The following is a 24,507-nucleotide window of genomic DNA, read 5'->3' as shown; positions in this document are numbered from 1 at the left end:
ACCTCAGTGTTCAAGTGGTAAGTCGATGATGGTTGTTTTTCTACTGGAATCAGTCCGAATCCAGACCGTATAACCACTGATCTGCCAGGAACTGACTACAGCCCCTTCGCTCTGGATGGCCTTTTCACTGGCACGCACAACCTCCGGGTCACTGGCTTCGTCCCAATCGGCAGTAACATGACGCCGGAGCAATTCCTGTGGGTCCAGATCGCCAGATTCAAAAACGGCCTGGGCATCTGGAGAGACATAGATGGATCCGAGTTCAAACAGCATGGTTTTTTTCATGGTTCTCAAATTATAGCAGGAGTAAAAAAATCACAAGGCAAAGCCCTGGGTGCGCAGAAAGTCACGACTGGGGTTTGCACACTGGTTCATCAATGCAATCCGGTGTGGATTGTGACGGGCGCGACGTGCCCAGACCCTGGGATGGCTCAGACCGGCCGCAGCATAAACCTGTTCCGAGGGGAAAAAGCAGGTGCGCAGAAACTGCCGGAATACCTCACGCAACACCGGACTGATGGCCTTTTTTTTCAGTACATGCATGGACTGGCTGCGCATCTGAATGGTTGTCCGGGCAAAAGCCATATGCCGCGCTTCCTCGCGCATGTGCACATGGGTAATGGCGAGCACGGCAGAAGGCAGATCCTTACGGGCGAAAATCAGGCGGTTCATGCGATCTGGCACATCCTCGCCGATAAGAATAGTCGCCCAAAAAGCCGCAGAACCCTCTGGAGCGTAGCGGGCAAACAGACGTGCCAAGGGCGGACGCTCACCAAGAGGGGTCATGAATGGCAGATGGGAACGCTGCTGGAGCTCCAGAAACATGAGGCTATGTCCGACTTCTTCACGCAGTTCGTGAAGCTGGTAATGATAGCCCTGGGGGTCGCGATACATCTCGTGCATGGAGTTGGCACTGAGTCGCTGGATGAACAGGGCCTCCAGCCAGAGGCCCAGCTCACAAAAAGAGACAAATTCCACCTGCGAAAGCCGGGTACGTTCATCCGCACTGAGCTGCTCGTATTCCGGTAATCCATAAAGAGAAACCAGGGATTCTGGTAGCCAGGCGCTGTCAGCATCCAGACTTTCCCAGGGGATGGTGCTGACCGGATCCCGGTATTGACTGCTATGTGCAGACAAGCGTTTGACCAGCGCATCATGATGGCGCTGAATCCGGGCCTGGACGGGGATGTTGGACGCAAAAGTCATGCGCTATTGTGCCATGGTCTAGGAGACCCTCCAAGCTTTAAGCGGACTGAGACCCTGGGCCTGACGTAGGGAGGACAGTGCTTCGCTGACGGAGTAGCGGGCTTGCCAGCCAAGTGTCTCTTGAGCGCGGCGGGTATCGACAATGAGCGGATTTTCCAGAGCCTGAAGCCAGCCCGGATCACCCAAAGCCCGATTGAAGGGCCGCAGACGGCGATGGATGCGATGTAACTGTCCCGGGTTCAATGGTAAAGACCAGCGGCGCGGAATGCTGGACCACGGGACAGGTTCTGCTGCGGCAATATTGAACACTCCACCATGGGCGTGATCCAGAGCAGCAATGATGGCGCTGGTCGCATCTTCTTCATGCAGACATTGGATGGGTAGACCCGGGTTCTTCATGCGTACATTAAAGGGGCTGGTCGCAATGGCGTTTACCAGTTTTTGCCCATGGGGGCCGATGATGGCATGAAGACGCAATCGGGTAACTGCCAATGCCGGTTGTTGGGCGGAGAAAATATCCAGCCAGGATTCCAGTGCCGCCTTGTCTTCACTATAGGCAAAACCGGGCACCGGCCGGCAGGGCCAGTTTTCATCCAGAGGAATGGGATTATCGGGCCAGGCACCGTATGCGGCAACACTGCTGGTGTAAATGACATGTCGCACGCCGGCGCTGGCTGCTGCCTGAAAAAGATGCTGGCTGCCGCGCAGGTTGATGTTGCGCATCTCGCTGCGCCAACGGTTTTGCGGCCCCAGATGGGGGCTGAGAACCACAAAGGCCAGGTGAATGATCTGGTCAATGTCCGCCAGTTGCTCTGCAAGACGCGGGTCGCGAATATCCATGCTGAAGTAGCGCATTTTGGCAGAGCTAAAAGCGGGCGGGTGAATATCGACAGCGATCACCTGCTGAATATCCGGCCGTTGCACGAGAACCGGAAGTAATGCTGCAGCCGTATGACCGGCAGCACCGGTAACCATGACCCGCATCAGCGGGTTTCCGGCTGGTTCAGGAAAGGTATGACTTCTTCCGCGAGCAGTTGCAGGGAGCGCCGGGTAACTGCACTGGATACCATGCCTGCGCCAACCGCCAGAATCAGGCGATCCACTCCGGCACGGGCATATCTGGAAAGCTTCTTTCGACAGGTTTCCGGATCACCGACCACCACCATACCCATACTTTCGAGCATGCGTAAACTCAGGCCGCGCCGCAGCAGGGGCTCAAGGAAGCCGAGCCGGTGATAGTATTCATAGCTTTCCCGCAACAGCGCGAGAACCGGCCGGGTCTGATCCAGCAAGCGCTGATAGTACCAGGTAAATCCCTCAGCCAGCCGTCTGGCTTCGGCGGCATCTTCCAGGCAAAGGCAACCAATGGTCATGGCAAATCCATTATTTTGTCCGGCCTGCAAAGGGCCTTGACCATGTTGCTGTTGCCAGCCCTTTTTATAAGCGCGCAAATCCTGTTTGATCATGAACCAGGGCTTGAAGGGTCCGGAGAGAACCCCGATGCCTTCCTGAGCGGCCCACTGAAAGGTGGCGGGACTGACGGCTGCTGTCCACAGGGGGGGGTGAGGCCTCTGGATGGGCTTGGGTAATATATCCAGATTTTCAAACTGATAAAGTTTATCCGTGTGGCTGAAAGCAGGTCCTCCAGCCTGGCGAAGAATTTGCAGACCTTCCTTCATATGTTGGCGGCTGTCGGCCATTTGCCTACCGAAAAGTTGATATTCCTTGGGAGAAAAACCGCGACCAACGCCGAGCTCCAGGCGACCGTTGCTGAGAATATCCAGGGCGGCAACCCGTTCGGCAACCCGGATTATGTGATTATAAGGCAGTACCACAACAGCATGTCCCAAGCGTAACTTGCTGGTACGTTGACTGGCAGCAGCCAGAAATATTTCGGGGGCGCTGGAATGCGAATATTCCCGCATGAAGTGATGTTCTACCAGCCAGGCACCATGAAAACCCAGCTGATCCGCCAGGCTGAGTTCGTCGAGCGTTTCGTGATAAACTTGGGCTTCGCTGCGGCCCTGATGTTCGGGAACAGCAAGTTCGTAGAAAAGATCAATTTTCACTATTGAGGAGCCTCCGTGACCCAGATTGCATCTACTCCGCGCCAGATTGCCGAACGCTTGCAAATTGCCATACTAACATCAGAACAAATGCGCCTGCACTGGGCGGATGAAAGTACGGGCATTCATTACATGGAAGTCGTCATGCCCCTGGAGTGGCAGGAAAGTCCGGAGGGAGACTACCTGCTTTGTAAGGTTCTGGCAGAAAATCTGGAAGTGCGGGTACGGGTTGATCTGATCCAGAACCTTCCGGCACCGGTAAAATAACGGGATCTACTTTTCAGGAGACTCCAGAAGCTGCGGAAAGATCTTCTCCCGATAATAAGTCAGTTCGTCAATGGATTCACGGATATCCGCCAGGGCCTCATGTTTTTCTGCCTTGGGAAATCTCGGGAAGCCGGGATACCAGCGGGAAGTCAGCTCTTTGAGCGTGCTGACATCAATCATCCGATAGTGAAAAAAGCGCTCCAGTCGGGGCATCAGTCTTGCCAGAAAACGCCGATCCTGGCAAATACTATTACCGCAAATGGGCGAAGTGCCGGCAGCGACATGCGCGCTGAGAAAATCCAGGGTCTGGGTTTCCACGGCCTGGGTATCCAGTCGGCTGTCTCGCACCCGCTGAATCAGCCCGGATTGACCATGGGTACGCTGATTCCAGTCATCCATTTTAGCCAGCACTGTGTCGGGATGATGCACGGCCAGCACCGGCCCTTCGCAGATAATGCGAAGCTGGTTGTCGGTGACAATACTGGCGATTTCAAGGATTTCATCCTGCTCAGGGTGCAGACCGGTCATTTCAAGATCCACCCAGACTAAGCGTTGGTTTTTGGGGTCCATACGACATCCTTGTTGAACAAGCAACAATAGTGTAGCATGATAACCACGATATAAAAAAAGACGGATCAAAGATCCGTCTAATAGCCGCAAAACAACCGCTACAAAACTGTTTCATACCTAAAGCACTGCGGCCTTCGGGCCGACGGTGCATAAAATTCCTGAAGCGCTCCCTCTTTCTGTGAGGTTTGGGTACGTTGTGCCCTCGCCATGGATTACATAATACGGACGTTTTGTTTCTGGAATATTTCCGCAAAATACCCTGTTTGACTTTTTTTGAAGGCCCGTTTGCTTGTTCACAGCGCCCATAAAAAAAGACGGATCAAAGATCCGTCTAATAGCCGCAAAACAACCGCTACAAACCTGAAAGCATAACCGTTTTTATCATTTACCAGCTTGCTGAAAAACGCGCTCCACTCTATCTTTTGGTTTGGGTACCGCTGCTGCCTATGGTGTTATAGTAGGCGGTAAATATTTCGGGAATATTTCCTGATGGGGCACATTGCTTCATCAGGGAAGAGCAAGCGAGGCAAGTTATGGCGGTCGTGTTGATAGTGGATGATGATCAAAGGCTTGCAGACATGCTACGGGAGTATCTGGTAGCACAGGGACTTGCGGTTTTGCTGGCAGCCAATGGCAAGCAGATGCGTCAACACCTGCTTGCTGGCCCAATAGATGTCATCGTATTGGACTGGATGTTACCAGGTCAGGATGGCATCAGTCTGGCCAAAGAGCTACGCAGCAAGGAAGGCGGCCCACCCATTCTGATGCTCTCGGCGCGGGGAGAGGATGACGAGCGCATTCTTGGTCTGGAAAGTGGGGTGGATGACTATTTGGCCAAGCCTTTTAACGCCAGGGAATTGTTGGCGCGCTTGCGCGTACTGTTACGGCGTAGCGGTAAGGATGAAGGTGCTGACAAGGTAGAGATCGGAGAATTTCACCTGCAGATTTCGGAGCGCCGGCTATATCGAGGCGATGCTGAGGTGGACATCAACCCGGCGGAAATGGATTTATTGCTGGTTTTTGCACAACGACCAAAACGTATTTTGAGCCGGGATTTGCTGTTGCAACTTTTGGGCGGCGAAGAAGATGGACGCTTTGATCGCAGTATTGATGTACGCGTTACCCGCTTACGAAAAATTCTGGAAGAAAATCCCCGGCAACCGCGTTTTTTGCAGACAGAGCGTGGCTTGGGCTATCGTTTTGTGCCGGGCCCATGAGTTTGCGGCGGGGCAGAAATTTATTTTCGCAGACGGCCTGGACGCTGGGGCCGGGCATTGTCATTTTACAGATTCTGACCTTGGTGATAGTTGTTCTGACCGTACTTTATCCGTTGGCAGAACGATCGGCGGAAGATCTGGCCGGTCTGATTGTGATCAGCGCCAAAACCTACACCGAGCTTTCGCCCGAAAATCGACCGGCTTTTCTGGAAAGCCTGCGTGCGGATAATGGGGTAGAAATCTCGGCGCAACTGGACCGCTCAATAAAACATACGCATGGCCATATTTATGGTTGGCTTTTGAGCCAGGCACTCAGTAAACGTCTGGGAAAACCGGTTCCCGTAGATGTGTTGGGTGGCGCGGTACGGACTTTCTGGGTGCCGGTAAATATTTCCGGGGAAACGATCTGGGTGCATTTTGATCGGGGGCGCCTCGCTTCATCACTGCCTATCGCCATGATTTTTGTTTTGGTGTTTTCGACCCTGGCGTTGGTGGTTTTGACCATGATTCTGGTGCGCAGGGTTTTAAAACCATTGGATGTCATTTCAACAGCGCTCAGAAGCTCGCTGAAAGCACCCCTGCCAAGTCTGCCACCTGGCGGAGCCTATGAGTTTCAGAATATTCTCGATATTTTTGCTGAATTACGCACGCGTTTGCAGGCAATGATTAATCATCAATCGCTTTTATTGACGGGTATTTCCCATGATTTACGTTCGCCTTTGGCCCGATTGCGCATGGCTTGGGAACTGCTTCCGGAAAATACCCCCCGGCATTTGCACGATGGCATGTTGCAGGACATCGAGCGCATGGACGCGCTGCTGGCACAATCACTGGATCTGGGGCGCGGTATGGCAGCCAAGGTGGCAGATTTCGATTTGATGGTTTTATTGCAGGAAGTCGGTTCAGATTTTGAGCGGGCCGGAGGTCAATGGCATGCCCAGTTACCGCGCCGTTATGCTTTTCGGGGTGATCGAGAGGCTTTACGACGCTTATTATCCAACTTGCTGGATAATGCCATACGTTATGGCGGCGGAGAGGTTCGCGTGGAGTTCAGAAAAATGGCCAACCAGGTTCTGATCCGCCTCTGTGATGCCGGGCCGGGGATTCCGGAAATCGAGTTGGAAAAGGTTTTTGAGCCATTTATTCGTCTGGATGATGCCAGAGGGCATGGTGAAGGAAGTGGATTGGGCCTGGCCATTGCCCGTCAGCTGGCCGAAGCACAAGGCATGCGCCTGCGTCTGATGAATGTGGCCACGGGTGGTTTATGCGCAGAATTATCCTGGCCCGTTTGAAGCTGTGAAATTCAGGATGAACCTTGGAACAACAGGCAAGGGACGTTGGCGCAAAAAGCCTGCAGGCCCAATGCCGTTGTTAAATGATGTTGGTTTTTTGGCTCAGATGTAGCCCAGATCGGCGCTGCTGATCTGATGTTCCCAAAGGATCTTACCCCCGGTAGATTTGCAGCTCAGGAGTAGATGTCGCCCGGCGCCCTTGCCGAGGAACTCTATGCTGCAATAGTTTCTGGCTTCTACCAGCGTACCCGGCACCCGATAGGGGTTGGCGTCTCCTTTGGCCGGACTGGAGTTAAGTGGAGAGCTGGTGAGTTCCCAGAGGGGATAATCGTGCTTGCCAGAGTAATGCGGGCGGGGTCGGCGCATTAATTCGCTGATATGCCGATCTCCCGAAAGGAACAATAATCCCCTGATCTGATTATTCTGGAGCCAGTCCATAAAATCCTGACGTTCTTCCGGATATAAATTCCAGCCTTCATAAGCATCGTCATCATTAAAAAGTTGTCCCCCTGCGGCAACGATTTTGAAATGCGCACGAGAGCTGAGCAGGGCGTTTTTTAACCAATCCATTTGCGCTTTGCCAAACATTTGCTTGCCGCGTGACAAGTGGGCAGCGTCTGCATCGCGGTACCAGCGATCATCCAGCAGAAAAAAATCGGCATCATTCAGGGTGCACTGGGTAAATACCCCGGGAGTTCCTGGCTGACCATAAGAGGGGTTCGCCCAATAACCCTGAAAAAGGCGGAGTGCACTTTGTTTCAGGACAAAACTGCTGTCGCTGTCATTGGCTCCATAATCATGATCATCCCAGATAGCTATCTGTCGGGTAGATTGCAAAAACTTTTGCAGAGGTGGAAAGGCGCGATCCGTCCAGTAGCGCATGGCCATTCCTGCGGGACTTTGAATGTCGGCTTCACGGAAATAAAGATTATCTCCCAACCAGATCATCATATCGGCGGCTTCAGCGGTCATGGGATCATATATTTCGTACCCACCCCCATACGCTTTGCCCGGACGATCATATTGCGGGTCATTGATGTACGCGCAAGACCCCGTGAGGACTTTGAAATCCGGAGCGGGATGACGCCATTGCCAAAGTTCAGGCGTATGTATTTGCAGATTTTTACCGCTCCAGGTTTTGCCGTCCAATTGTATTTCAGTTTGGTAGGTTGTACTCGGGGCAAGATCATCCAAGGTGAGCAAGGCGGTATAAAACTCCCTGGCGCTGGTGCTCATTTCGCTGCTGCTTTCCCGTAAATGCGGCTGCTGGACGGGCCAATAAGCGATACTTACTTTGGCAGGCCCCATGGTTTGCAGCCAGATACTCGCCGAGCGTTGCGCCGGATATCCGGTCATGGGTCCGGCATGCAGGCTCGTGGCACGCGCAGGTACCTGCATGGCGAAAGCGGTCACGGGCAGGCTGAGGCCCAGCCCTAAGCCCAGCCCCGATCGGGCTATAAAATTTCTGCGTGAAATGTACATCGGTATTGGCTCCCTTTTGGATAGGATATTTGCTCCGGATGTTTGGGCTTCCGTGGCCGTAGCCATGGTCGCTGCAATCATCCGGGACGGTTTCTGTTATGAGCTATTCGTCTTGACCACTGAGTTTGAACTCCACCCAGATGCTCAAATCGAAGATTTTGTCCTTGAGACCTGCGGGGACGGTGGGCAGGCGCGCATTGCCCAAAGCAGCAATAGCGGCACTATCGAAGGTACTCATACTTCCTTTTTGCATGATTTTCACGTCACTAATCTGGCCGTTATGAAGGAAAAAGTGCAACTGTACCCGTCCATTTTCACCCAGCATTTTTGCAGATTCCGGAAAACGGACTGCTGCCTGAATGGCGCCTTTCACTTGTGCCAGATAGTCTTCGCGCACGGCCGGGCTCACCGGAGCAGGACTCTGCAGGGGAGGCGGTGGTGTCGCTATGACTTTGGGTGCCGGAGCTTGCACCGGGCTGGGCAATGGTGATGGGGGCACCGGAATTTTCTCCTGCGGTTTGGCAACAGGGTGTGGAACCGGCCGTGGCGTTGGTCGTGGAGTCGGTCGCGGTACAGGCTTTGGTTGTACCTTTGGCTTGGGCGTGGGTGGTAATGGTTTGGGCGGAGCGGGTGGCACCAGGCTGATGGTAACGGGGGCATTGATGGCTGCCGGTGGGGGGGCTGTGTTGCGCTTTGCCAGATCAGCACGGCGACAAAAGCCGATTCAATGGCGGCGGCAATCATCAGCGCCTTGAGGTTGCCGTTACCGCTTGGCGCCTTGACCAGACTTCCCAGCGGACGCAAATCTGCGGACATCATGACACGGGTTTGGCGGCAAGGCCGATTGCGGTGACCCCGGCATGACGGCAGGCATCCATGACTTTTACCAGCGCCTGAATGTCGGCGCCCTTATCAGCGGCAATGGTTACCTGGGTTTCTGATGGGTTTCCCTGGCGCAATTGGGCTTCGAGATCCTGGAGGCTGATGGTTTTGTCCTTGAATTCCAGGGTGCCATCGGTATGCAGGGTCAATACCACTTTAGGCTTGGGTAATTCCTGGGCAGAACTGGAACCGGGAAGGTGCGCTGGTAGCCCTTGGCTGGGGATCATGTGGACGGTGATCATGATGAAGAAGATCAGCAAAAATAGCATGATATCAATCATCTGGATAATCTCGACACGTCCTTTTTTCATTTCGAGGTATTGCATGACTCAGGCCTCTTTCGCCGCATAAATGACCGGTTGGGTCTCGGTATTATTCAGGGCATGACTATGGTCCAGTCCGGACAAACGATTGATGAGCATGCTGCGCAAGGTTTCCATTTGATGAACAACAAAGCGCATCTGGTTTTGCAGGCCATTAAAACTGACCAGACCGATAATGGCGATGACCAGACCGGCTGCAGTGGCCATCAGTGCTTCAGCAACGCTTCCGGTAATGGCTGTGGGATTGTTGGCCACATTATTTAAAATCTGAAAAGCATGAAACATCCCGATAATGGTACCCAGAAGACCCAGCAAAGGAGCCAGGGTAACCGTGGTATCCAGGAGCCAAAGACGCTTATCCAGCAAAGGGACCTGACGCATGACCGCTTCCTGAAGAATCTCGGAAAGCTGTGCGCTGTCCTTGATATTGGGGAAACGGATAGGGACCTGGAGCAAAGCGCGAAAAGGAAATTCCGCAGAATCTGCGAGAGGGCGCAGGCTTTGCTCCTTAATGTCCGGAAGCTGTTCCAGGGCGCTCGCCATTTTTTCTCCGAGGCGACTCATGCGGCTTAAAAACAAAAAACGCTCTATGCTCACCCATAAAACGATCAAGAGGAGTACAGGCATGATATAAAGAATACCGCCGGATTTGGCGGCAACGCTGGCTATTGTTGAAAAGTCCATCTTGGTTCTCTCTTGTAAAAGTACCTCTCCAAAATCACAAGGAGAGGCTGATTCGGTTATTTAATGCCTAGAAAGTGGCATCAATGGTCGCATAAACATTGGTAGGGAGATTGAGTTTCAGATTTGGATTGCTGCTGCTGCCGGTATAGCTCTGCACAAACCGGCGATCAAACAAATTGTTCAGATTCAGACTGGCAGTGATGTTCTTGAAGCCCAGAGACTGGCCAAGGGGCGCATTTCTGAATGTGTAACGTAGAGAAGCATCTGCAAAGAAACGGCTACCCAAAGGCAGGAATTTACCACCCAGGTTATAGTACGACTGCCCCATCTCATGGAGGGAAACTGTTGCTCTCAGGCCATGGTAACGGGCAATCAGCCCCAGTGCCTCGGTATGATGCGGAGCATAGGGAAAAGGCTGATGAGACGAGGTTAAACGGGCGTCGAGGACGCCGAAGTTGGCGTAGGCACTGAAAATGTCGTTCAGGACAACGTTATTCTGCCAGGAGAGGCCCTGATTGATGGCCGTGCCCGCGTTTGCCAGCACAGTCTGATTCAGCGATCCAACCAGTATGGTCGTACTTAAAATGTAGTTCTGGAAATCGACGCGGAAGGCCTGCAGACTGGAACTCCAGGGTCCAATATCCCAGTGTGTACCGACACTGTAAGTGTTGGCTTTCTGAGGTTTTAGCTCGGCATTGTAGGTTCCGGTATAAAACTGGTTGTATCCAGGAGGATTGGTATTTTGGGTAAAATTGGCAAATGCATGCCAATTGTCGGTGATGCGCAGGTTGGCACCCACAGAAGGTAATACCGAGCCGAAATTTACATTGAATTGACCAGGCTTGTTTTGCGCCAGAGCCACTGTATTTTTAAAATCCCGGGTGACATAAAGATATTTAAAACCAGCTGCCAGGGTAAGTGCATCAACAGGCTTGTAAGTTAAATTGATATAGGGCTGATAGGTGTTGGTGACCACCGGCTCCGAATAGGAAGATCCAAGATAGGTATTGCTGGCACTGAAATAACGGGAATCGTGCAGTGTATTATTATGATTGAACCAGAAACCCAGTTCTGTGCTGACCGGACCAAGCGGATAGATGATACGGGCCAGATTCCCCCAGCGATGAGTATTGTTAACGCTATTTCCCAGTAAAACGCCATTCCTTGCAGGAGAAAATCTGCCAATCGTCCCTGCTGGTGTCAGTAGTGTCTGGGTATATGTAGTTGCGCTGGCGCTGAATCCATTTCCGTAGTAATAGTATAATTGATCGGAGAACTTGACTTTGCCAATTTCGCCTTCATATTTGGCGTAGCCCAGCCAGTTCAGGTACTGATTATAATTATATCCCGTGTAATTATAATTGGCCTTGCCGTTTAGGAGTAGAGGATTTCTGGTATAACTGTTGTAATCCTGTCCATATTGGGCTATTTGCGTTGCTGTGGCGCCATTATAATAGTTGAAGCGTTGATTGTTCTGGGAGAAAAACAGGGTCAGGGCACCAGGTCCAATCTGAGTAACAGACTTGAACAAAAACTGATTTTGCAGGGCACCGTTATTCTGGAAATAGCCATCCCGCTGAATTTTATTCACATATATCCAGGCGGAAGTCGGGGCAAAGTTCTTGGCAAAAAGACCGGTGTTGATCAAACCACCGACATTATATTTACCGAAAGATCCCGCACCGACGATGGGGCGCACAAAAGGCGATGGTGATGGCTTGAGGCTGTAGGTCTCCACGGAGCCGCCGAAGGCTGAAAGACCTGGAATCGCTGCAGATTCAGCGCCCGGATAATATTTGGTCCCGGCTACCAGTACAGAGGGGATGAACTCGTTGGTATAATAGGTATAGCTGTCATTGTCATTGAGCGGTATGCCGTCCAGGGTAAAATTGATCAGTGATTTGCCAAATCCGTTGATATAAACGTCATCACCGTCCATGCTGTCACCGCTGCTGACGACCATGGCGTTGGGCATGTTGTTCAACACCTGGGTATAAGAGTCTGTGGGTGCGAGCATCTCAAATTGTCCACGGGTGATCAGGGTCTCCTGATTGGTGGCTTTTTTATTAAATTTCTGGATGCGCTGGATATCGCTTTTGGGCGTTTCTCCGGTATTGATATTGGGACTGCTACCAAAGAAATTGTTGCTGGCTGTAGCCGTTCCGGTTACCGTCCCCAAGGATTCATCAGCTTCTGCACTAATGCCGTAGAGGCTCACAGTGGCGCTAATAATGGCAAGATAAATTACTTTCTTACGGCGATTGATCATGATTGGCTCCCTTCCGTTAGTGTTTGACGCAAAAACCCCTAACAACGCAATTTTCAAGTTTGCGTTGTCTTAATTTCCTGCCATATCTCATCTGAACTTACAGTGCGGCCAGAAGGTGGCGGTATTTATTTCAAACAGTTGCTTTGGGCTTACGCTTGGTTATCTAATTGTTGTGTATAATATACAATGCTAATGTGACGGTGTGATGACATTTATGTGAACCTTTTGTGACAGTGGGGGTGGTTTCTCAGAGCTAAACAGAAAGATGGAGAGTAAGGGGCTTGGCCAGCTCTTGAAGTATATGGGTCCTGGGGGTATACTTTGCTGGCTATTTTGCCGGGATGGCGGAACTGGTAGACGCGCCGGACTCAAAATCCGGTGGTGGTGACATCGTGTCGGTTCGAGTCCGACTCTCGGTACCAAATTTGATTTGAACGGCCCGGTTAATCCGGGCTTTTCTGTATTTGGTTTTCAGGTGGTTTGGAGGAGCGGGTACATGTTGATTCAACGACGTTTTACCTTTTTGGCTTTAGCTGCTGCAGTCTCCGCTTTGCCCTTGGGAGGCTGCGTTGCACTCGTCGCTGCTGGTGCCGGTGGCGGGGCAGTGGCCTATGTGCAAAATGGCGGGGTCGCCAATTTTTATGCTTACTATCCAGCTTCCATGAATCGGGTGAGTGCTGCTTCTCAATCTGCATTTGCAGACATGGGCATACGCTATAATGGTGAAATTCGCAAAAGCCCTTCCAAATATCTGTTAGAAGGGATGACCACGGAAGGAGATACCGTGCGGGTAACCTTGACCTCCATGGCGACGGATGTCACCAAGGCGAATATTCGTATTGGTACCTTGGGTAATAAATCGATGTCCTTGCAGTTTCAGAAGCTGCTTTCCCAGCATTTGGGTTTGGCTGCCAGTGCGACAGCGCCGACGAGTCTCCCGCCTGCGCAAGATAATGTTCCTGCAGAAGCGGCGCCGCAGCAGCCAGCCCAGGAAACCATCCCCCTACAGTAGGGGTTTGGGGAAACTGTCATAAAAGTGTCATAAAAAGTTCATAATACGGTCACAATTGGGGTGTAGCCTTTCGTAAGGTCCAGACTAGAAAGGAGACCACGATGGCAACACCGCAAGGCAGTTCAACACAAAACAATGTGGCAGAGGCACTCAACTCTGTCAGTTTCAGTCCGTTTCATCTGAAAGCCATGTTTGCGTCCGCAATGGGCTTTTTCACTTCTGCTTATGATCTTTTCATTATTGGTACCGCCCTGGTGCTGATCAAGGGTGAGTGGCATTTGGGCGCAGCCGAAGTCGGGCTGATTGGTTCCATTTCGCTCATCGCCACTTTTGTGGGTGCCTACGTATTTGGTACCCTGGCGGATCGGCTGGGCCGCAAGGCCATTTACGGTCTTGAAGCACTGTTGATGACCGTTGGTGCACTACTATCCGCTTTTGCGCCGGATGTGACAGTGCTGCTCATCGCCCGCGTTATTTTAGGCTTGGGGATTGGTGGTGATTATCCGCTCTCCGCTGTGCTGATGAGCGAATATGCAAACGTCAAATCCCGTGGTCGCATGGTCAGTCTGGTTTTTTCAGCCCAGGCCATTGGTTTGGTAACAGGTCCGGTAGTGGCTTTAACGCTGCTGGCGGCGGGTGTGAATCATGATCTGGCCTGGCGTCTGATGCTGGGACTGGGTGCTTTACCGGCGGCCGCCGTTATCTATATTCGTCGTACCCTACCCGAATCTCCGCGCTGGTTGGCCCGCGTCAAAGGCGATGCCGTGGCAGCCGGTAAGCAACTGGCTTCATTCAGCTTGGGAACGGCCACGGCCACGGTTCAGGACAAAATTGTCAAACAGCCTTTGAGCCGTTACTGGTTGACCCTGCTGGGTACAGCCGGTGGCTGGTTCATGTTCGACTATGCCTATTATGGAAATACCATTTCTACCCCCATGATCATGTCGCATATTGCCCCGCATGCCGACGTGGTGACCAGTACGGCATTGAGTTTGATGGTATTTGCTATTGCGGCTGTCCCCGGTTATTTTCTGGCGGCGTTTACGATTGATCGTGTCGGTCATAAAACCCTGCAGATGCTGGGATTTTTTCTGATGGGATTGATGTTCCTGCTGATTGGTGCTTTCCCGGTACTGACGCAATCTGTGGGTGTATTTCTGGTGCTGTACGGTGTTTCCTACTTTTTTGCGGAATACGGCCCCAATACCACCACCTTTGTTCTGGCCGCCGAACTTTTCCCGGTCAATTTACGGACTACCGGACATGGCCTGTCTGCAGGAACAGCCAAAGTAGGTGCTTTTTTGGGCGCCTTAGTTTTCCCGATCTTGCTGCATGATTATGGTTTACATGGAACTTTGATGATCACTTTCTTTTTTGCTCTGGCTGGTTTGCTGCTCACGGCTTTTTGCCTCAAAGAGCCTGCTGGTAAATCTCTTGAAGAAGCCAGTGGTGAAGATATTGTGGTACCGATGCGCAAGAATACCTCTGCAGGGATGACGCCTTCCTGAGGTTTTCCTGATGAATCATCAGGCAGGTTTTTTACCTGCCTGATTTTATAAATGAATGCCTTTTGCGGAAAAAGATGTGCGTAAATTTTTTTCCGGAAAGTGCGCAGTTATTGATTAATCAAAAAAATCAGGAGCGAATATGTTTTATACCCTGGTCGGTGGGGTGCTTCATCATGCGATGCATATGACAGATGCCTTGTTATTAATGACGGCTGCTAAAGTGGAAAACCTCAGCACGCTGGTCGGTTCCAGAATTCTGATATTTTCTGCAGGTAATCCAGCCGATAAGATTGCTTTACGGTTACAGCGTTCAGGAGCTTTTGTCAAAGCGTTGAATGGTCAAGAACGTGATGTTTTACCACTCATTAAACGCTGGCATCCGGTTTTGCTGATTATTACGGATTGGACTGTGGATATGGCGCCATGGCTGAATGAATTATTATCCCTTCCGGTTTGTACGCACTTATGCGTTCTGGCATTGGGTGCCGATGACGAAGCTCATGCCATGTCCGCACTGGATGCCGGTGCCAGCGCCTATCTGGCGGATACGGTGACGGAATCTGTTTTACGCGCCCAGATAGGAACCCTGTTAAAAAACGGCCATCATTGGGAGAATACTGAAGTCCGGCAAGATCCTTATATCTGGATCAATCCTGAAAGCAGTCGAATCCGCTTGAACGGTTCTGAAATCAGATTGAGCCGAAGGTTATTCCGGTTTCTCCATTATCTGGCTTTGCATCCAGATCGGACATTTACGGCCTCGGAAATTGCCAATGTGCTCAGCGATGGTCAAAAATTCATTCAGGAAAACTCAGTCGCTGCTCAGGTTCATCGATTACGTAAATATATGGAGGCGGCTGGTGCCGGAGAATGGCTGGAAACGGTGCATGGTTTTGGTTATCGGCTGACTTTGCCGCAAAAAATATCATTTGATGTGAAATTGTCATAAAAGGTTCATAAAACTGTCACATTAGTTTGTTAAGGTAGCACCTTCATTGTTACAAGGTGCTTTTCTGATGAACCTCCAATATCTCATTCACCTCGCCAACTACTCGGACGGGGTTTTATACATACTGGGCCTGATGCTGCTGGTGGAACTGGCCGTGATGGTGGACCGGTTCTGGTACCTGCGGCGGACCATTCTGCGTGGTCTGGCATTCGTTCAGGAACTGGGACGGCATGGGCGTCTGGATCGCGAAGCGCTCAGCACCCTGGCCGAAGATGCGGGCGACTTACCCGAAGCCGCTCTGCTGCGTACCGCTGCCGCCCATAGTGGTCAGGTAAAGGGTGAAGCCCTCGCCAGCCGTCTGGAAGAAAGTGTGCTGGTCATTGCGCCGAAACTGGACCGCCGCCTGTGGTTGCTGGACACCATTATTACCCTGGCCCCGCTGCTGGGTCTGTTCGGGACCATCATCGGTATGTTTCATGCGTTTTCGGTATTGGCCCAGCCTGGTCATGCGCCCATGCAGGTCACGGGGGGTGTTGCCGATGCCCTGGTATCCACCGCCTCCGGCCTGTTCATCGCCATGCTCGGCTTGTTGACCTTCAATGCCTTCAACAATCAGGTGCGCATGATTCTGCTGCAACTGGACTCGGTGAAAACCATGCTCATCAACCGCATGGATGGTCAGCCGGTGGTGACTTTTGATGCGGAAGGCCGCCCCAATGCCGAAGCAGTGGCCGTGGCGAGGGCAGGATAATGAACCGGCGTTACTTCGAGCAGAAGAAAGGCAGGGTCGAAATCATTCCGATGATTGACATCATGCTTTTCCTGCTGGTGTTTTTCATCATGATCACCCTGCAGATGATTCCCGACAAGGGCCTCAATCTGCAGTTGCCCACTTCCAGTGAAGCCCAGAGTCTGCCGCGTCCGCATTTCACCATCAACATTCAGAAAGATGGGTCGGTGAACGTCAAGGGTCATCATTACGACCTGGATGGTCTGGAGAAAATGCTCGCCAGCGACGGCGACCCCGGCAAGACCCAGATCACCATCGCCGCTGACAGGGGCGTGCCCTTTCAGGATTTCATTCATGTCATGGACCGCTGCCAGAAGGCGGGGGTGAGTGATATCGGGATAGCGGCAAAAAGTTCTTGAACAAACTTTTTTCTATATAACGTTAGGGAGTTATAAAAATGTACCGTAAAACAAATATGCGTCCATTAACCCTTGCCTTGGCCGCTACCGGCCTCTTGGGCTTGATACCACTGGCCCATGCGGGGGTGACCGCCCAGACGCGCAGCGCACGGGTACGACACAAAACCAATCAGCAAAGCATTGCTGTAGGCGAAGTTTCCAGTAATGTGGTGACACAATCTGCTTATGCGCAGCATACGCCAGAATTGCCCAAGCAAAAGCACATCTTCAAGTCAGGCATTTCTTCAAAAGTTTTAGGCAGAAAAGAAATTGAAGCAGCAGGACCAGGTGCTGGCGGCGCGCAAATGCTGAATTTTGCTCCCGGGGTGAGTACCTTGGCCAGTTACGGGACGGGTGCTGCCAAGGCTCAGATTAGCATAGATGGCATTAAACAAGGTTGGGGTAATCCCAAGGGCTCTGAAGCCGCACACAGTATTGCCATTTCTTTTGATGGTATCCCCATGAATAATCCGGCTACCGGGTTGTGGCAGTCTCCCCAGGTCAATCAGCCTTCCATGATCCAGGGTATTCATGTCACCTATGGCCCCGGTAATCCCGAGAATCGTTGGTATAACAATATTGGAGGTGGTATTGATTTTGTGCCGATCCAGCCGACCAACAAACCTGGTGCCAGTATTGGCATGAGTTACGGAAGTAATGATTTCAAGAATATTCACTTTGATGTGCGTACCGGTAATTTTGATGGTTTTTCAGCGGTTCTCGCGGGCGGCGTGAGCAGCGGTAACAGTTTCCTTGGCGTACCATCCGGAACCAGTTTACTCAGTCCTTCTGGAGTGGTTTTGCCGAGCAACAGCTATGCCTGGTTCCTCAAGATTCGTAAGCGCTTCCGCCGGGGCGATGACAGTTTTGGAGCCTATTTAGCCAAGGGCTCAGCCTACAAGCCTTATGATATTCCGGTATCGGCAGCAGCGGGTACGACCATCAACGGCTTTGATAACAAAACCGGCAAACCAATACCCGGCCCACTGTATAGCCAGCAGACCTCTGGCTTTTACAATGCGGCACCTTACAAAATTGACAGTAACAGCACCTGGATGTTCTACAACAAGCTGAACGTGGATATTGGTGCCGCGACCTGGCTGCATAATGACATCTGGTATCGTTATGGACACCGTTTGCACAATCGTTATGTTTCCTATGGGGTGGGAGCGCCCAATACCAATGAGTATAATGATCCCCACAGTGAAACTTACGGAGATAAGCTCTGGTTTGATAGCAAGTTGCCCTACAACAAGCTGGGATTTGGCGGCTATTTTATTAAATCCAGAGACAACTCTAAAAATGCCTTCTACAGCCAATATGCACCCTACTATGCCACGCGTTTTGTTCCCAATGACAAGTACCGGAGCGACTTTCTGGATGTAACTGATGTGGCGGCTTTCTTCCAGGATAAAATTCATCCGATATCCTCTGTGGATATTACTCCAGGAGTTCGCGTAGAACAATTTCAGATGAATTATACGCCTTTTACAACGGAAACCTTCCCGGAGTCGAGCCAATTATATCCTAAGGGTAATCAGGCTATACTCCCTGCGGATTCTCGCAGCCTGAGTGCGGTGGAACCTTCGGTGAATATCAGCTGGCGTCCTATTCATCATCTGGCGCTGTTTGCAGGTTATAGTGAGGCTTATCAGACACCTGCATTCGGTGGTGGCGGTGGTCCTTTCCAGGCTATCCCAGCCAGTTCGCTTTCGTTGGAAAAGGGGCAGAATTATCAGGCCGGTTTCAAGGTGCACGTGGCGCATGATGGTTACCTGCATCACTTCCTGTTTAGTGCCAACTGGTACTTTACCCGCTTCTCCAATCAGTATCTTCCTATTACCTTGACCAATGGTGATGTGATCAATGCCGACGGCACTTCGGATTATGAAGGGGTCAATATTTATGCCGTCGATAACCCGCTTTACTGGCTCCACACCTTTGCCAATTTGTCGTTTCAGAAAGCGTATTTCAGTAATTATACCGTGAAAGGTAAAAGTTATGATGGCTTACCGGTTGCCAATGTCCCGGATGCAACTTTCAATATTGGCGCCTATACCAAAAGTTTCGTTGACGGTATTTTGCTGGAACCGCGTATTTGGGTGCAGTATACCGGACCCCAGTCCCTGTATGACAGTATCACCAAGTCACCCTCAGCTACGGCAAAACTGCCCTCTTATACCTTGCTGAATCTGGCTTTGCACAGCAAGATTCCCATGCACATGGCTTATTTCCGGAATGTGGGCGTGGAAGTGGACCTGCTCAATGTGCTTGGTAACCGCTACAACAGCTATGAATATATCAGTAGTGGCGGAACTTACGGACCCAACACCAAGGGCGATCTGATTGGGCTGCCCGGGGCACCGAGAACTTTTTATGTAAGCCTGACGGCTAATTTCTAAGCCGTTATTGTTTTGCGCCGCAAATCTTTTAACGGATTTGCGGCGCTATCTGAAAGCCATTGCCCGGCATGGTGCTTCGGTACATTCCCGGGCAATGTCATTCGATGAGGGTTAAATGATGAATACCATGGTGACAAATCCTTCCTGGTCGCCCCAAGGGCCTGATAAGTCTGAGGGGCATTTTGTTAAGGCCCTGCTGGTGGGGGCGGTTCTGGAAATTGCGCTGCTGGCAGGCCTGCTGTGGATCAGCTCGGCGCCGCCGCCGCCCAAGCCGGTGGTGAAAAAAATCATCGCCATTCATATGGTGCATCCGGCACCGCCCAAGCCCAAACCCATTCCGGTTCCGCCGCCGCCCAAACCAGTGGTGCAACCCAAGCCGGTACCGGTGCCGAGGCCCAAACCCATTCCCCAACCGCGTCCAGTGGTCCATCATACTCCGGCGCCCAAACCGCTGATGGCCAAAACGCCGTTGCCGACTGCTCCAGTCGTACCGCCTGCGCCGCCAGTGACGCCGCCAGCCCCGCCGCCGCCGCCTCCAGCACCCAGTATGGCGGCGCGGCAGGCAGCATTGGCCCGTTATGCTGCTATGGTACGTGCTCAGGTTCAGGCCGATGCCCATGTGCCTGAGGCCGTGCGTTTGATGCACTTAAGCGGTACGGCAGTCATTACTTTCCGGTTGACCCCTTCCGGACAACTGCTTTGGGCCAAAATCTCCCAGTCCAGTGGTGTGCAACCGATTGATAAGGCGGCTCTGCAATCCGTGAAAGAGGGTAACTATCCGCCCTTTACGAAAAACATGCCCAAGCATGCAACCAACTTTACGGTTGAAGTACATTTGTCCAGCCATTCCAGTTAACATGAACACTATTTTTACGGGGAGCATTTTGCCAGTGAATATTTTGCGGGTCATAAAAGCTTCAGTTTTATCTCTCGGTTTTATTGGGGTTGGCCTGACATCTTCACTGGCGGCGGCAGACGTTCCCCAAGGTATGCAGAATTTCAACCACTATACTTTTGCGGTCATGTGGCATCCCGGCGTGTGCGCGACCTGGACCAATGCGGGTGCTGCCTGCAAGGATTTGTCCCCGGACGCAAAAATCAACCAGGAGTGGACCATGCATGGGCTGTGGGCGAGCCGGCCCCAGTCACTGATTGCCTCTGGAATGAAGGGCCCGACCTGGTGGCATTATGGCTGTTACTGGTATAACCCGGGCCATAGCCTGCCGAAGGATAGTTGTGCCAATCAGGCTCTGAATCTGCCGGCTGCACTGCATCAGCGTTTGTATGCGCACATGCCCATGGCCAACATTTGTCTGGATCGCCATGAGTATTACAAACATGTCGCCTGTTTTGGCGAAACACCCGAACAGTTTTTCCCCAAGGAGCTGGATTTGCTGGATAAACTCAACGCCAGTTCGTTCACGGCCTTTATTCGTGAGCATCGCGGGCAATGGGTGGAGCGCAATGCCATTCTCAAAGCCTTTGCCGAAAGCTTCAAGGTGAAAAATGCGGATGCCCTGGAACTCCGTTGCGAGACCCCCGGCCGCCATAGCCATGAACTGGAGCATCAAGGCAATATTTTGACCCAAGCCTGGATTACCATTCACAAAGATAAAATCAATGCATTTCCCGCCCCTGACAGTCTGGAAAAGGGCCGCAAGGGCAGTTGTGCTGAAAAAATTCATATACTGAATTAAACCACCAGAATAACAAACTCTCTCTTTTTGATGAGGAATAGATGATGGAGCGTCAGAATCGTCGGCAGTTTTTGAAGCAATTGGGGTTAGGTGGTGCAGCAGTAGTTTCCGCACCAAAATTAATGGGTATGGCCCATGCGGCTGGAGTAGATGAAAAAACCATCCTGCGCAAAAAAATTGAGCATGTGGTTGTAATTTTTCAGGAAAATCGCAGTTTTGATCATTACTTTGGGACTTTTCAAGCCAAAAATGGTCAGAAAGTCATTAATCTCCTGGATGCATTGGGAAACATTGATCATCGCTTCAATGGTCTCCAGAAAAACCCGGCCGGAATTCCCTATGGTAACTTACCTTTGCCTTTAGACATTCCCGGTTTTCAGAATGTGCAGCTAGCTAATAAACCCTTTCATTTGGCGCCTTATATTCCAGCCAAGGGTAATGTTAACTGGGATCCCAAGCATCGTTTTTTCCGGATGATGGCTGAAGTCAATAATGGCAAAATGGACCGGTTTGTAGCCCTGGCCGGGGGTAGCAAAACCCATTTGCACCGTGATGAATTCAGGAAAATGTCGGCAGAGCAGATGGCTTTTGATCTGGCCCGTCCCAGTGGCCCTGTTCTGGGGCACTATACGGGAGAAGATCTTCCTTTTTACCATCGCGTGGCGCATCAATACACTTTATTTGATCATTTTTATCAGGCAATGAGTGGTGGTAGTACGGGCAATGCCCTGTATCTCGTCGCCGCGCGTTCGTGCATCAACCCTCAGGCTACAGCAGATATTTGTGCGCCCTTTGATCCGCGCGAGGCCGGTCTGGAACATGGATTTTTTGATTTGCCTTATGACCATCGTAAAATCATGGTGAATGATCTGGTGCCTATTCAAGGTCCTACGGACGCAGGCAGAATGCAAGAGCTGGAAATTTCGCCGCCACCAGCAGCGCAGACTTATGACAATATTGGTGACCGTATGAATGCGGCAAAGGTTTCCTGGGCCTGGTACAACGAAAACTGGAATAAAGTAAAACCCTGGGCGCTGAAAACGGCTTTCGGACCGGGAGATGGTTCGGCAGTAATTGATACCAGCCAGTTATATGTTGCCCATCATAATCCTTTCCAGTATTACCCGCGTTGGCCGGATTATGTCAAGGCAGGTCATATTCGGGATAGTGATGATTTTCTGGCGGATGCGCGTGCCGGCAAGTTGCCCTCGGTTTCTTTTTTAAAAGCTACGGCATCCCATGATGAACATCCAGCGGATAGTGCGCCCGCTTATGGCATGGAATGGGTGGAGCAACTGGTGCGGGCTGTGGCTGATGGCCCTGCCTGGGATAAAACCGCGATATTTATCACTTATGATGAAGGGGGTGGTTTTTGGGATTCGTTACCACCGAAAGTGGTGGATGATTACGGATTTGGAACCCGTATTCCCGCCATGTTGATCAGTCCATGGGTGCGGAGTGGCCTGGTGGATCATCATCTGGCCAGTACCGCCAGCATTCTCAAATTTATTGAAACCCGTTTCGGTCTCGATCCCCTCAATCATCGCGATCGGGATGCCTATGATCTGTTGGGTGCTTTTGACTGGGATCAGCAACCCAAGGATTTCAGCGTTTAGTGAATCCTTTCACCAGCAGTAACCCCTCGCGGGTACTGCTGGAGCTCAATACCGCCAGTTGGTGCAAGGCCGGGTAGTCCTTCGCGCTGATCACAAACTCCGGCAGCTTCAGCCGCTGATCAATTTTGAGGGTTTGTCCGGACAGTGCGTAGTGAATGCTATAGCTTCCAACGGATGTCTGTATGTCGATATTTTTCGGTAAATAGGCGGGCTGATAACCTTGCGGCAATTTCAGGGAAATATCTGATTGCATATAGCTGGGATTGATCAGACTCGGTGTTGTGCGGACGCTCTCTGCAGTAAAGGCCTGCAGAGGCTTGGCCATGGACGTATCTGTGGGCATGATCATGGCGACACTATGTCCGGGTATAAACAGGCCGTTTTTTACGGCGCTGGTTTTCAGGCCCAGAGGCTGGTCGAGCTTTTTCCGGTTCTGAAAAGCAATGCTTTCCAGTTGCCCCAGATCTCCCTGTTCATAAAAACCGTTGCGCAATCCTTTCATCAACATGCGTCCCTTGCTGCCCATCAGCGCGGAGCGAATATCCTGGGCGGCGTAACCCCGGCGTATTTCGACGGTCTGGTCGTGCATGGTGCCGGAGGCGCTCAAGCGGAGTTGGCTATGTTTGTCGATGAGCGGCAAGCTGAGATCGGGCAAAGGGATTTGCGTCATGCGTGGATTTTTTCCGGTAATGAGCACCGGTCGGCCCGCATCCTCCAGGGGTAAACTATGGATGCCGGCATAGCGCGAAGTGGGATCCAGAAATAAATGATAAGCGGGCACGTACACCAGAAAATGACCAAAGGCAAAAGGATCCACAGCAGGATAGGGGTGAAAGCGCGCGGAGGTGGAAATCATGGCCGGTACTGCTTCAATATGGAGGGCGCCTAGCAGGGTGCAGAGCAATGCTGCATTGGCATTACTGTCGCCGACTCCACGTTGCAGGGTGCTGCTCGCGCTGGGTGGCGTAAAGCCGGCATTGGCGTAGTTGATGGATACCGAATGAATGTTTTTTTGCATCCAGTGATAAATGACTTTGACCGCATCCAGCCCTGTTGCTCCATGCGCAATATGTTCAGCGGCTTTTTGCAATTCCGGGGTCATCTGCATGGCGGGGGTGGCAAGCTGATTGTAAGCCGTGGCGACTTCAGTCCAGTGTTCTGCTGTCGAAATCACTGCCAGGGGCGCATATTGCGTCAGTGCCGGACTACCCAGTGGTGGGTAGGAAACCTTACTGAGGCTGGTTTCAAAAGATCGGCTGGCCGCATTTTTAGCGTGGCTGACGGACACGGCATGCCAGGCATCCCCCTGCTGGGCGGCATAGAGTTTTTGCGCGGCAGGGGTGTGCAAAATGATTTGTGCCTTGCTGACGGGCACATTGGGGGCCAGGAGCGTGCTGATGGCGTAGATACCCGGCAAATAGGGATGATCATAGTGGATAGTGTAGCGGATGTGCAGCGTATCTCCGGGCGCTACCGCCGGAAAGACCACACTCTGGATGCGACCATCACTTAAAAAAGGGGCACTCAGGGCATCCGGGCTGGATTGGGTATAAATGGCATCGGCCGGGACGGGATGTTTAACGCCCGAGGCCGTTTCCGTATAGGCTTCGAGTATGTGCACGCGGGCAAAGTTAGCTGGATAGCCAATTTGCATCTGGGATTGTGACTGTACGCCAGCCATGGTCAGCGGTTGAATCACCCGGTCAATGCTGTCGGTATAGGCACCGTTTTTCTGTACGCTCAGTTCCTGACGCAGGAGTAACACCTGATAATTCACCTGGGCGGGTTCCCGGGCAAAAGCCGGGTTGGCGCTGACAGTCAGCAGGATAAAACCGGCAGTTAATAAAGCCGCTTTGGGAGTGAGATGACGGGTCATA

The 24,507-nt window shown here is 51.8% G+C and carries 24 protein-coding genes and 1 tRNA gene; 14 read left to right on the top strand and 11 right to left on the bottom strand.

Features of this window, described 5'->3' with window-relative positions; genetic code table 11:
• Positions 1–3: 3 nt before the first annotated feature.
• From H7F11_RS02515 to H7F11_RS02500, 4 genes are read right to left on the bottom strand one after another with little or no spacing between them, the layout of a single operon-like run.
• Complete coding sequence (locus H7F11_RS02515; RefSeq protein WP_193649525.1) at positions 4–285, bottom strand: hypothetical protein; 282 nt, start codon at positions 283–285, stop codon at positions 4–6.
• Positions 286–315: 30 nt separating this feature from the next.
• The gene (locus tag H7F11_RS02510) at positions 316–1,206 is read right to left on the bottom strand and encodes a diiron oxygenase (protein ID WP_193649526.1); all 891 of its coding nucleotides are present in this window, start codon (positions 1,204–1,206) and stop codon (positions 316–318) included.
• A gap of 18 nt (positions 1,207–1,224) precedes the next feature.
• A complete protein-coding gene (locus H7F11_RS02505; RefSeq protein ID WP_193649527.1) occupies positions 1,225–2,190 on the bottom strand; it encodes an NAD-dependent epimerase/dehydratase family protein in 966 nt (321 codons plus the stop codon).
• The gene (locus H7F11_RS02500) at positions 2,190–3,275 is read right to left on the bottom strand and encodes an LLM class flavin-dependent oxidoreductase (RefSeq protein ID WP_193649528.1); all 1,086 of its coding nucleotides are present in this window, start codon (positions 3,273–3,275) and stop codon (positions 2,190–2,192) included. The genes H7F11_RS02505 and H7F11_RS02500 overlap by 1 nt, the downstream gene beginning before the upstream one ends.
• A 15-nt stretch (positions 3,276–3,290) precedes the next feature.
• Here H7F11_RS02500 and H7F11_RS02495 point away from each other — a divergent pair, with 15 nt between their 5' ends.
• The gene (locus H7F11_RS02495; protein ID WP_193649529.1) at positions 3,291–3,539 is read left to right on the top strand and encodes a hypothetical protein; all 249 of its coding nucleotides are present in this window, start codon (positions 3,291–3,293) and stop codon (positions 3,537–3,539) included.
• Between the two features lie 6 nt (positions 3,540–3,545).
• On the opposite strand, the gene orn is transcribed toward H7F11_RS02495, so the two are convergent.
• Positions 3,546–4,109, bottom strand: a complete 564-nt coding sequence (orn, locus tag H7F11_RS02490; protein WP_193649530.1) for an oligoribonuclease — start codon at positions 4,107–4,109, stop codon at positions 3,546–3,548.
• A 533-nt stretch (positions 4,110–4,642) separates the two neighbouring features.
• Here orn and H7F11_RS02485 point away from each other — a divergent pair.
• Positions 4,643–5,326, top strand: coding sequence for a response regulator (locus H7F11_RS02485; protein ID WP_075323160.1), 684 nt, complete (start codon positions 4,643–4,645; stop codon positions 5,324–5,326).
• The gene (locus tag H7F11_RS02480; RefSeq protein ID WP_193649531.1) at positions 5,323–6,618 is read left to right on the top strand and encodes a sensor histidine kinase; all 1,296 of its coding nucleotides are present in this window, start codon (positions 5,323–5,325) and stop codon (positions 6,616–6,618) included. The genes H7F11_RS02485 and H7F11_RS02480 overlap by 4 nt, the downstream gene beginning before the upstream one ends.
• A gap of 102 nt (positions 6,619–6,720) precedes the next feature.
• Here H7F11_RS02480 and H7F11_RS02475 read toward each other — a convergent pair whose 3' ends face one another.
• Entirely contained in the window at positions 6,721–8,100 is a 1,380-nt protein-coding gene (locus H7F11_RS02475) for an alkaline phosphatase D family protein (RefSeq protein ID WP_193649532.1), read from the bottom strand.
• A gap of 103 nt (positions 8,101–8,203) precedes the next feature.
• Positions 8,204–8,599 carry an energy transducer TonB gene (locus H7F11_RS17075; protein ID WP_300251271.1) on the bottom strand — a complete coding sequence of 132 codons (396 nt, stop codon included), beginning with the start codon at positions 8,597–8,599 and terminating at the stop codon, positions 8,204–8,206.
• 19 nt (positions 8,600–8,618) lie between these two features.
• On the opposite strand from H7F11_RS17075, the gene H7F11_RS16630 reads away from it, so the two are divergent.
• Entirely contained in the window at positions 8,619–8,855 is a 237-nt protein-coding gene (locus H7F11_RS16630) for a hypothetical protein (protein WP_227485189.1), read from the top strand.
• A gap of 60 nt (positions 8,856–8,915) precedes the next feature.
• Here the strand turns inward: H7F11_RS16630 and H7F11_RS02465 are convergent, their stop codons facing one another.
• From H7F11_RS02465 to H7F11_RS02455, 3 genes are all read right to left on the bottom strand, one after another.
• On the bottom strand, positions 8,916–9,308 hold the full coding sequence (locus tag H7F11_RS02465; protein WP_193649533.1) for an ExbD/TolR family protein: 393 nt from the start codon (positions 9,306–9,308) through the stop codon (positions 8,916–8,918).
• Positions 9,309–9,311: 3 nt separating this feature from the next.
• Positions 9,312–9,989 (bottom strand): MotA/TolQ/ExbB proton channel family protein, encoded by a 678-nt coding sequence (locus H7F11_RS02460; RefSeq protein WP_193649534.1) that lies wholly within the window; start codon positions 9,987–9,989, stop codon positions 9,312–9,314.
• Positions 9,990–10,056: 67 nt separating this feature from the next.
• Positions 10,057–12,258: a TonB-dependent receptor gene (locus H7F11_RS02455; protein ID WP_193649535.1), complete on the bottom strand. Its 2,202-nt coding sequence runs from the start codon at positions 12,256–12,258 to the stop codon at positions 10,057–10,059.
• A gap of 335 nt (positions 12,259–12,593) precedes the next feature.
• Between H7F11_RS02455 and H7F11_RS02450 the strand changes: the two genes are divergently transcribed.
• The 10 genes from H7F11_RS02450 to H7F11_RS02405 all read left to right on the top strand — a co-directional run bounded on the left by H7F11_RS02450 (position 12,594) and on the right by H7F11_RS02405 (position 22,630).
• Positions 12,594–12,680 (top strand) — tRNA-Leu (locus H7F11_RS02450).
• A 74-nt stretch (positions 12,681–12,754) separates the two neighbouring features.
• Positions 12,755–13,270 carry a DUF3568 family protein gene (locus H7F11_RS02445; RefSeq protein WP_193649536.1) on the top strand — a complete coding sequence of 172 codons (516 nt, stop codon included), beginning with the start codon at positions 12,755–12,757 and terminating at the stop codon, positions 13,268–13,270.
• Positions 13,271–13,371: 101 nt separating this feature from the next.
• Entirely contained in the window at positions 13,372–14,778 is a 1,407-nt protein-coding gene (locus tag H7F11_RS02440) for an MFS transporter (RefSeq protein WP_193649537.1), read from the top strand.
• Positions 14,779–14,917: 139 nt separating this feature from the next.
• Positions 14,918–15,727 (top strand): winged-helix domain-containing protein, encoded by an 810-nt coding sequence (locus tag H7F11_RS02435; protein ID WP_227485188.1) that lies wholly within the window; start codon positions 14,918–14,920, stop codon positions 15,725–15,727.
• A gap of 67 nt (positions 15,728–15,794) precedes the next feature.
• Positions 15,795–16,478, top strand: coding sequence for a MotA/TolQ/ExbB proton channel family protein (locus tag H7F11_RS02430; RefSeq protein WP_193649538.1), 684 nt, complete (start codon positions 15,795–15,797; stop codon positions 16,476–16,478).
• Positions 16,478–16,876 carry an ExbD/TolR family protein gene (locus H7F11_RS02425; protein ID WP_193649539.1) on the top strand — a complete coding sequence of 133 codons (399 nt, stop codon included), beginning with the start codon at positions 16,478–16,480 and terminating at the stop codon, positions 16,874–16,876. The genes H7F11_RS02430 and H7F11_RS02425 overlap by 1 nt, the downstream gene beginning before the upstream one ends.
• A 38-nt stretch (positions 16,877–16,914) precedes the next feature.
• A complete protein-coding gene (locus tag H7F11_RS02420; RefSeq protein ID WP_193649540.1) occupies positions 16,915–19,317 on the top strand; it encodes a TonB-dependent receptor in 2,403 nt (800 codons plus the stop codon).
• A 118-nt stretch (positions 19,318–19,435) separates the two neighbouring features.
• Positions 19,436–20,173: an energy transducer TonB gene (locus tag H7F11_RS02415; protein WP_193649687.1), complete on the top strand. Its 738-nt coding sequence runs from the start codon at positions 19,436–19,438 to the stop codon at positions 20,171–20,173.
• A gap of 34 nt (positions 20,174–20,207) precedes the next feature.
• Positions 20,208–21,014, top strand: coding sequence for a ribonuclease T2 family protein (locus H7F11_RS02410; protein WP_193649541.1), 807 nt, complete (start codon positions 20,208–20,210; stop codon positions 21,012–21,014).
• A 41-nt stretch (positions 21,015–21,055) separates the two neighbouring features.
• Positions 21,056–22,630 (top strand): alkaline phosphatase family protein, encoded by a 1,575-nt coding sequence (locus tag H7F11_RS02405; protein ID WP_227485187.1) that lies wholly within the window; start codon positions 21,056–21,058, stop codon positions 22,628–22,630.
• Here the strand turns inward: H7F11_RS02405 and H7F11_RS02400 are convergent.
• Complete coding sequence (locus tag H7F11_RS02400) at positions 22,620–24,506, bottom strand: DUF3857 domain-containing protein (RefSeq protein WP_193649542.1); 1,887 nt, start codon at positions 24,504–24,506, stop codon at positions 22,620–22,622. The genes H7F11_RS02405 and H7F11_RS02400 overlap by 11 nt on opposite strands.
• Position 24,507 lies beyond the last annotated feature (1 nt).

Source organism: Acidithiobacillus sp. HP-2, from assembly GCF_015100155.1.
GTDB lineage: Bacteria > Pseudomonadota > Gammaproteobacteria > Acidithiobacillales > Acidithiobacillaceae > Acidithiobacillus.
The sequence above is the reverse complement of the archived record's forward strand: the minus strand, read 5'-3'. Positions and strand labels throughout refer to the sequence as shown.

Excerpts from the sequence above, each read along its gene's own strand:
- H7F11_RS02515 (WP_193649525.1), bottom strand. The coding sequence starts at position 285 with ATGAAAAAAACCATGCTGTTTGAACTCGGATCCATCTATGTCTCTCCA.
- H7F11_RS02510 (WP_193649526.1), bottom strand. The coding sequence starts at position 1,206 with ATGACTTTTGCGTCCAACATCCCCGTCCAGGCCCGGATTCAGCGCCAT.
- H7F11_RS02505 (WP_193649527.1), bottom strand. The coding sequence starts at position 2,190 with ATGCGGGTCATGGTTACCGGTGCTGCCGGTCATACGGCTGCAGCATTA.
- orn (WP_193649530.1), bottom strand. The coding sequence starts at position 4,109 with ATGGACCCCAAAAACCAACGCTTAGTCTGGGTGGATCTTGAAATGACC.
- H7F11_RS02485 (WP_075323160.1), top strand. The coding sequence starts at position 4,643 with ATGGCGGTCGTGTTGATAGTGGATGATGATCAAAGGCTTGCAGACATG.
- H7F11_RS02480 (WP_193649531.1), top strand. The coding sequence starts at position 5,323 with ATGAGTTTGCGGCGGGGCAGAAATTTATTTTCGCAGACGGCCTGGACG.
- H7F11_RS02475 (WP_193649532.1), bottom strand. The coding sequence starts at position 8,100 with ATGTACATTTCACGCAGAAATTTTATAGCCCGATCGGGGCTGGGCTTA.
- H7F11_RS02465 (WP_193649533.1), bottom strand. The coding sequence starts at position 9,308 with ATGCAATACCTCGAAATGAAAAAAGGACGTGTCGAGATTATCCAGATG.
- H7F11_RS02460 (WP_193649534.1), bottom strand. The coding sequence starts at position 9,989 with ATGGACTTTTCAACAATAGCCAGCGTTGCCGCCAAATCCGGCGGTATT.
- H7F11_RS02455 (WP_193649535.1), bottom strand. The coding sequence starts at position 12,258 with ATGATCAATCGCCGTAAGAAAGTAATTTATCTTGCCATTATTAGCGCC.
- H7F11_RS02445 (WP_193649536.1), top strand. The coding sequence starts at position 12,755 with ATGTTGATTCAACGACGTTTTACCTTTTTGGCTTTAGCTGCTGCAGTC.
- H7F11_RS02440 (WP_193649537.1), top strand. The coding sequence starts at position 13,372 with ATGGCAACACCGCAAGGCAGTTCAACACAAAACAATGTGGCAGAGGCA.
- H7F11_RS02435 (WP_227485188.1), top strand. The coding sequence starts at position 14,918 with ATGTTTTATACCCTGGTCGGTGGGGTGCTTCATCATGCGATGCATATG.
- H7F11_RS02430 (WP_193649538.1), top strand. The coding sequence starts at position 15,795 with ATGAACCTCCAATATCTCATTCACCTCGCCAACTACTCGGACGGGGTT.
- H7F11_RS02425 (WP_193649539.1), top strand. The coding sequence starts at position 16,478 with ATGAACCGGCGTTACTTCGAGCAGAAGAAAGGCAGGGTCGAAATCATT.
- H7F11_RS02420 (WP_193649540.1), top strand. The coding sequence starts at position 16,915 with ATGTACCGTAAAACAAATATGCGTCCATTAACCCTTGCCTTGGCCGCT.
- H7F11_RS02415 (WP_193649687.1), top strand. The coding sequence starts at position 19,436 with ATGAATACCATGGTGACAAATCCTTCCTGGTCGCCCCAAGGGCCTGAT.
- H7F11_RS02405 (WP_227485187.1), top strand. The coding sequence starts at position 21,056 with ATGATGGAGCGTCAGAATCGTCGGCAGTTTTTGAAGCAATTGGGGTTA.
- H7F11_RS02400 (WP_193649542.1), bottom strand. The coding sequence starts at position 24,506 with ATGACCCGTCATCTCACTCCCAAAGCGGCTTTATTAACTGCCGGTTTT.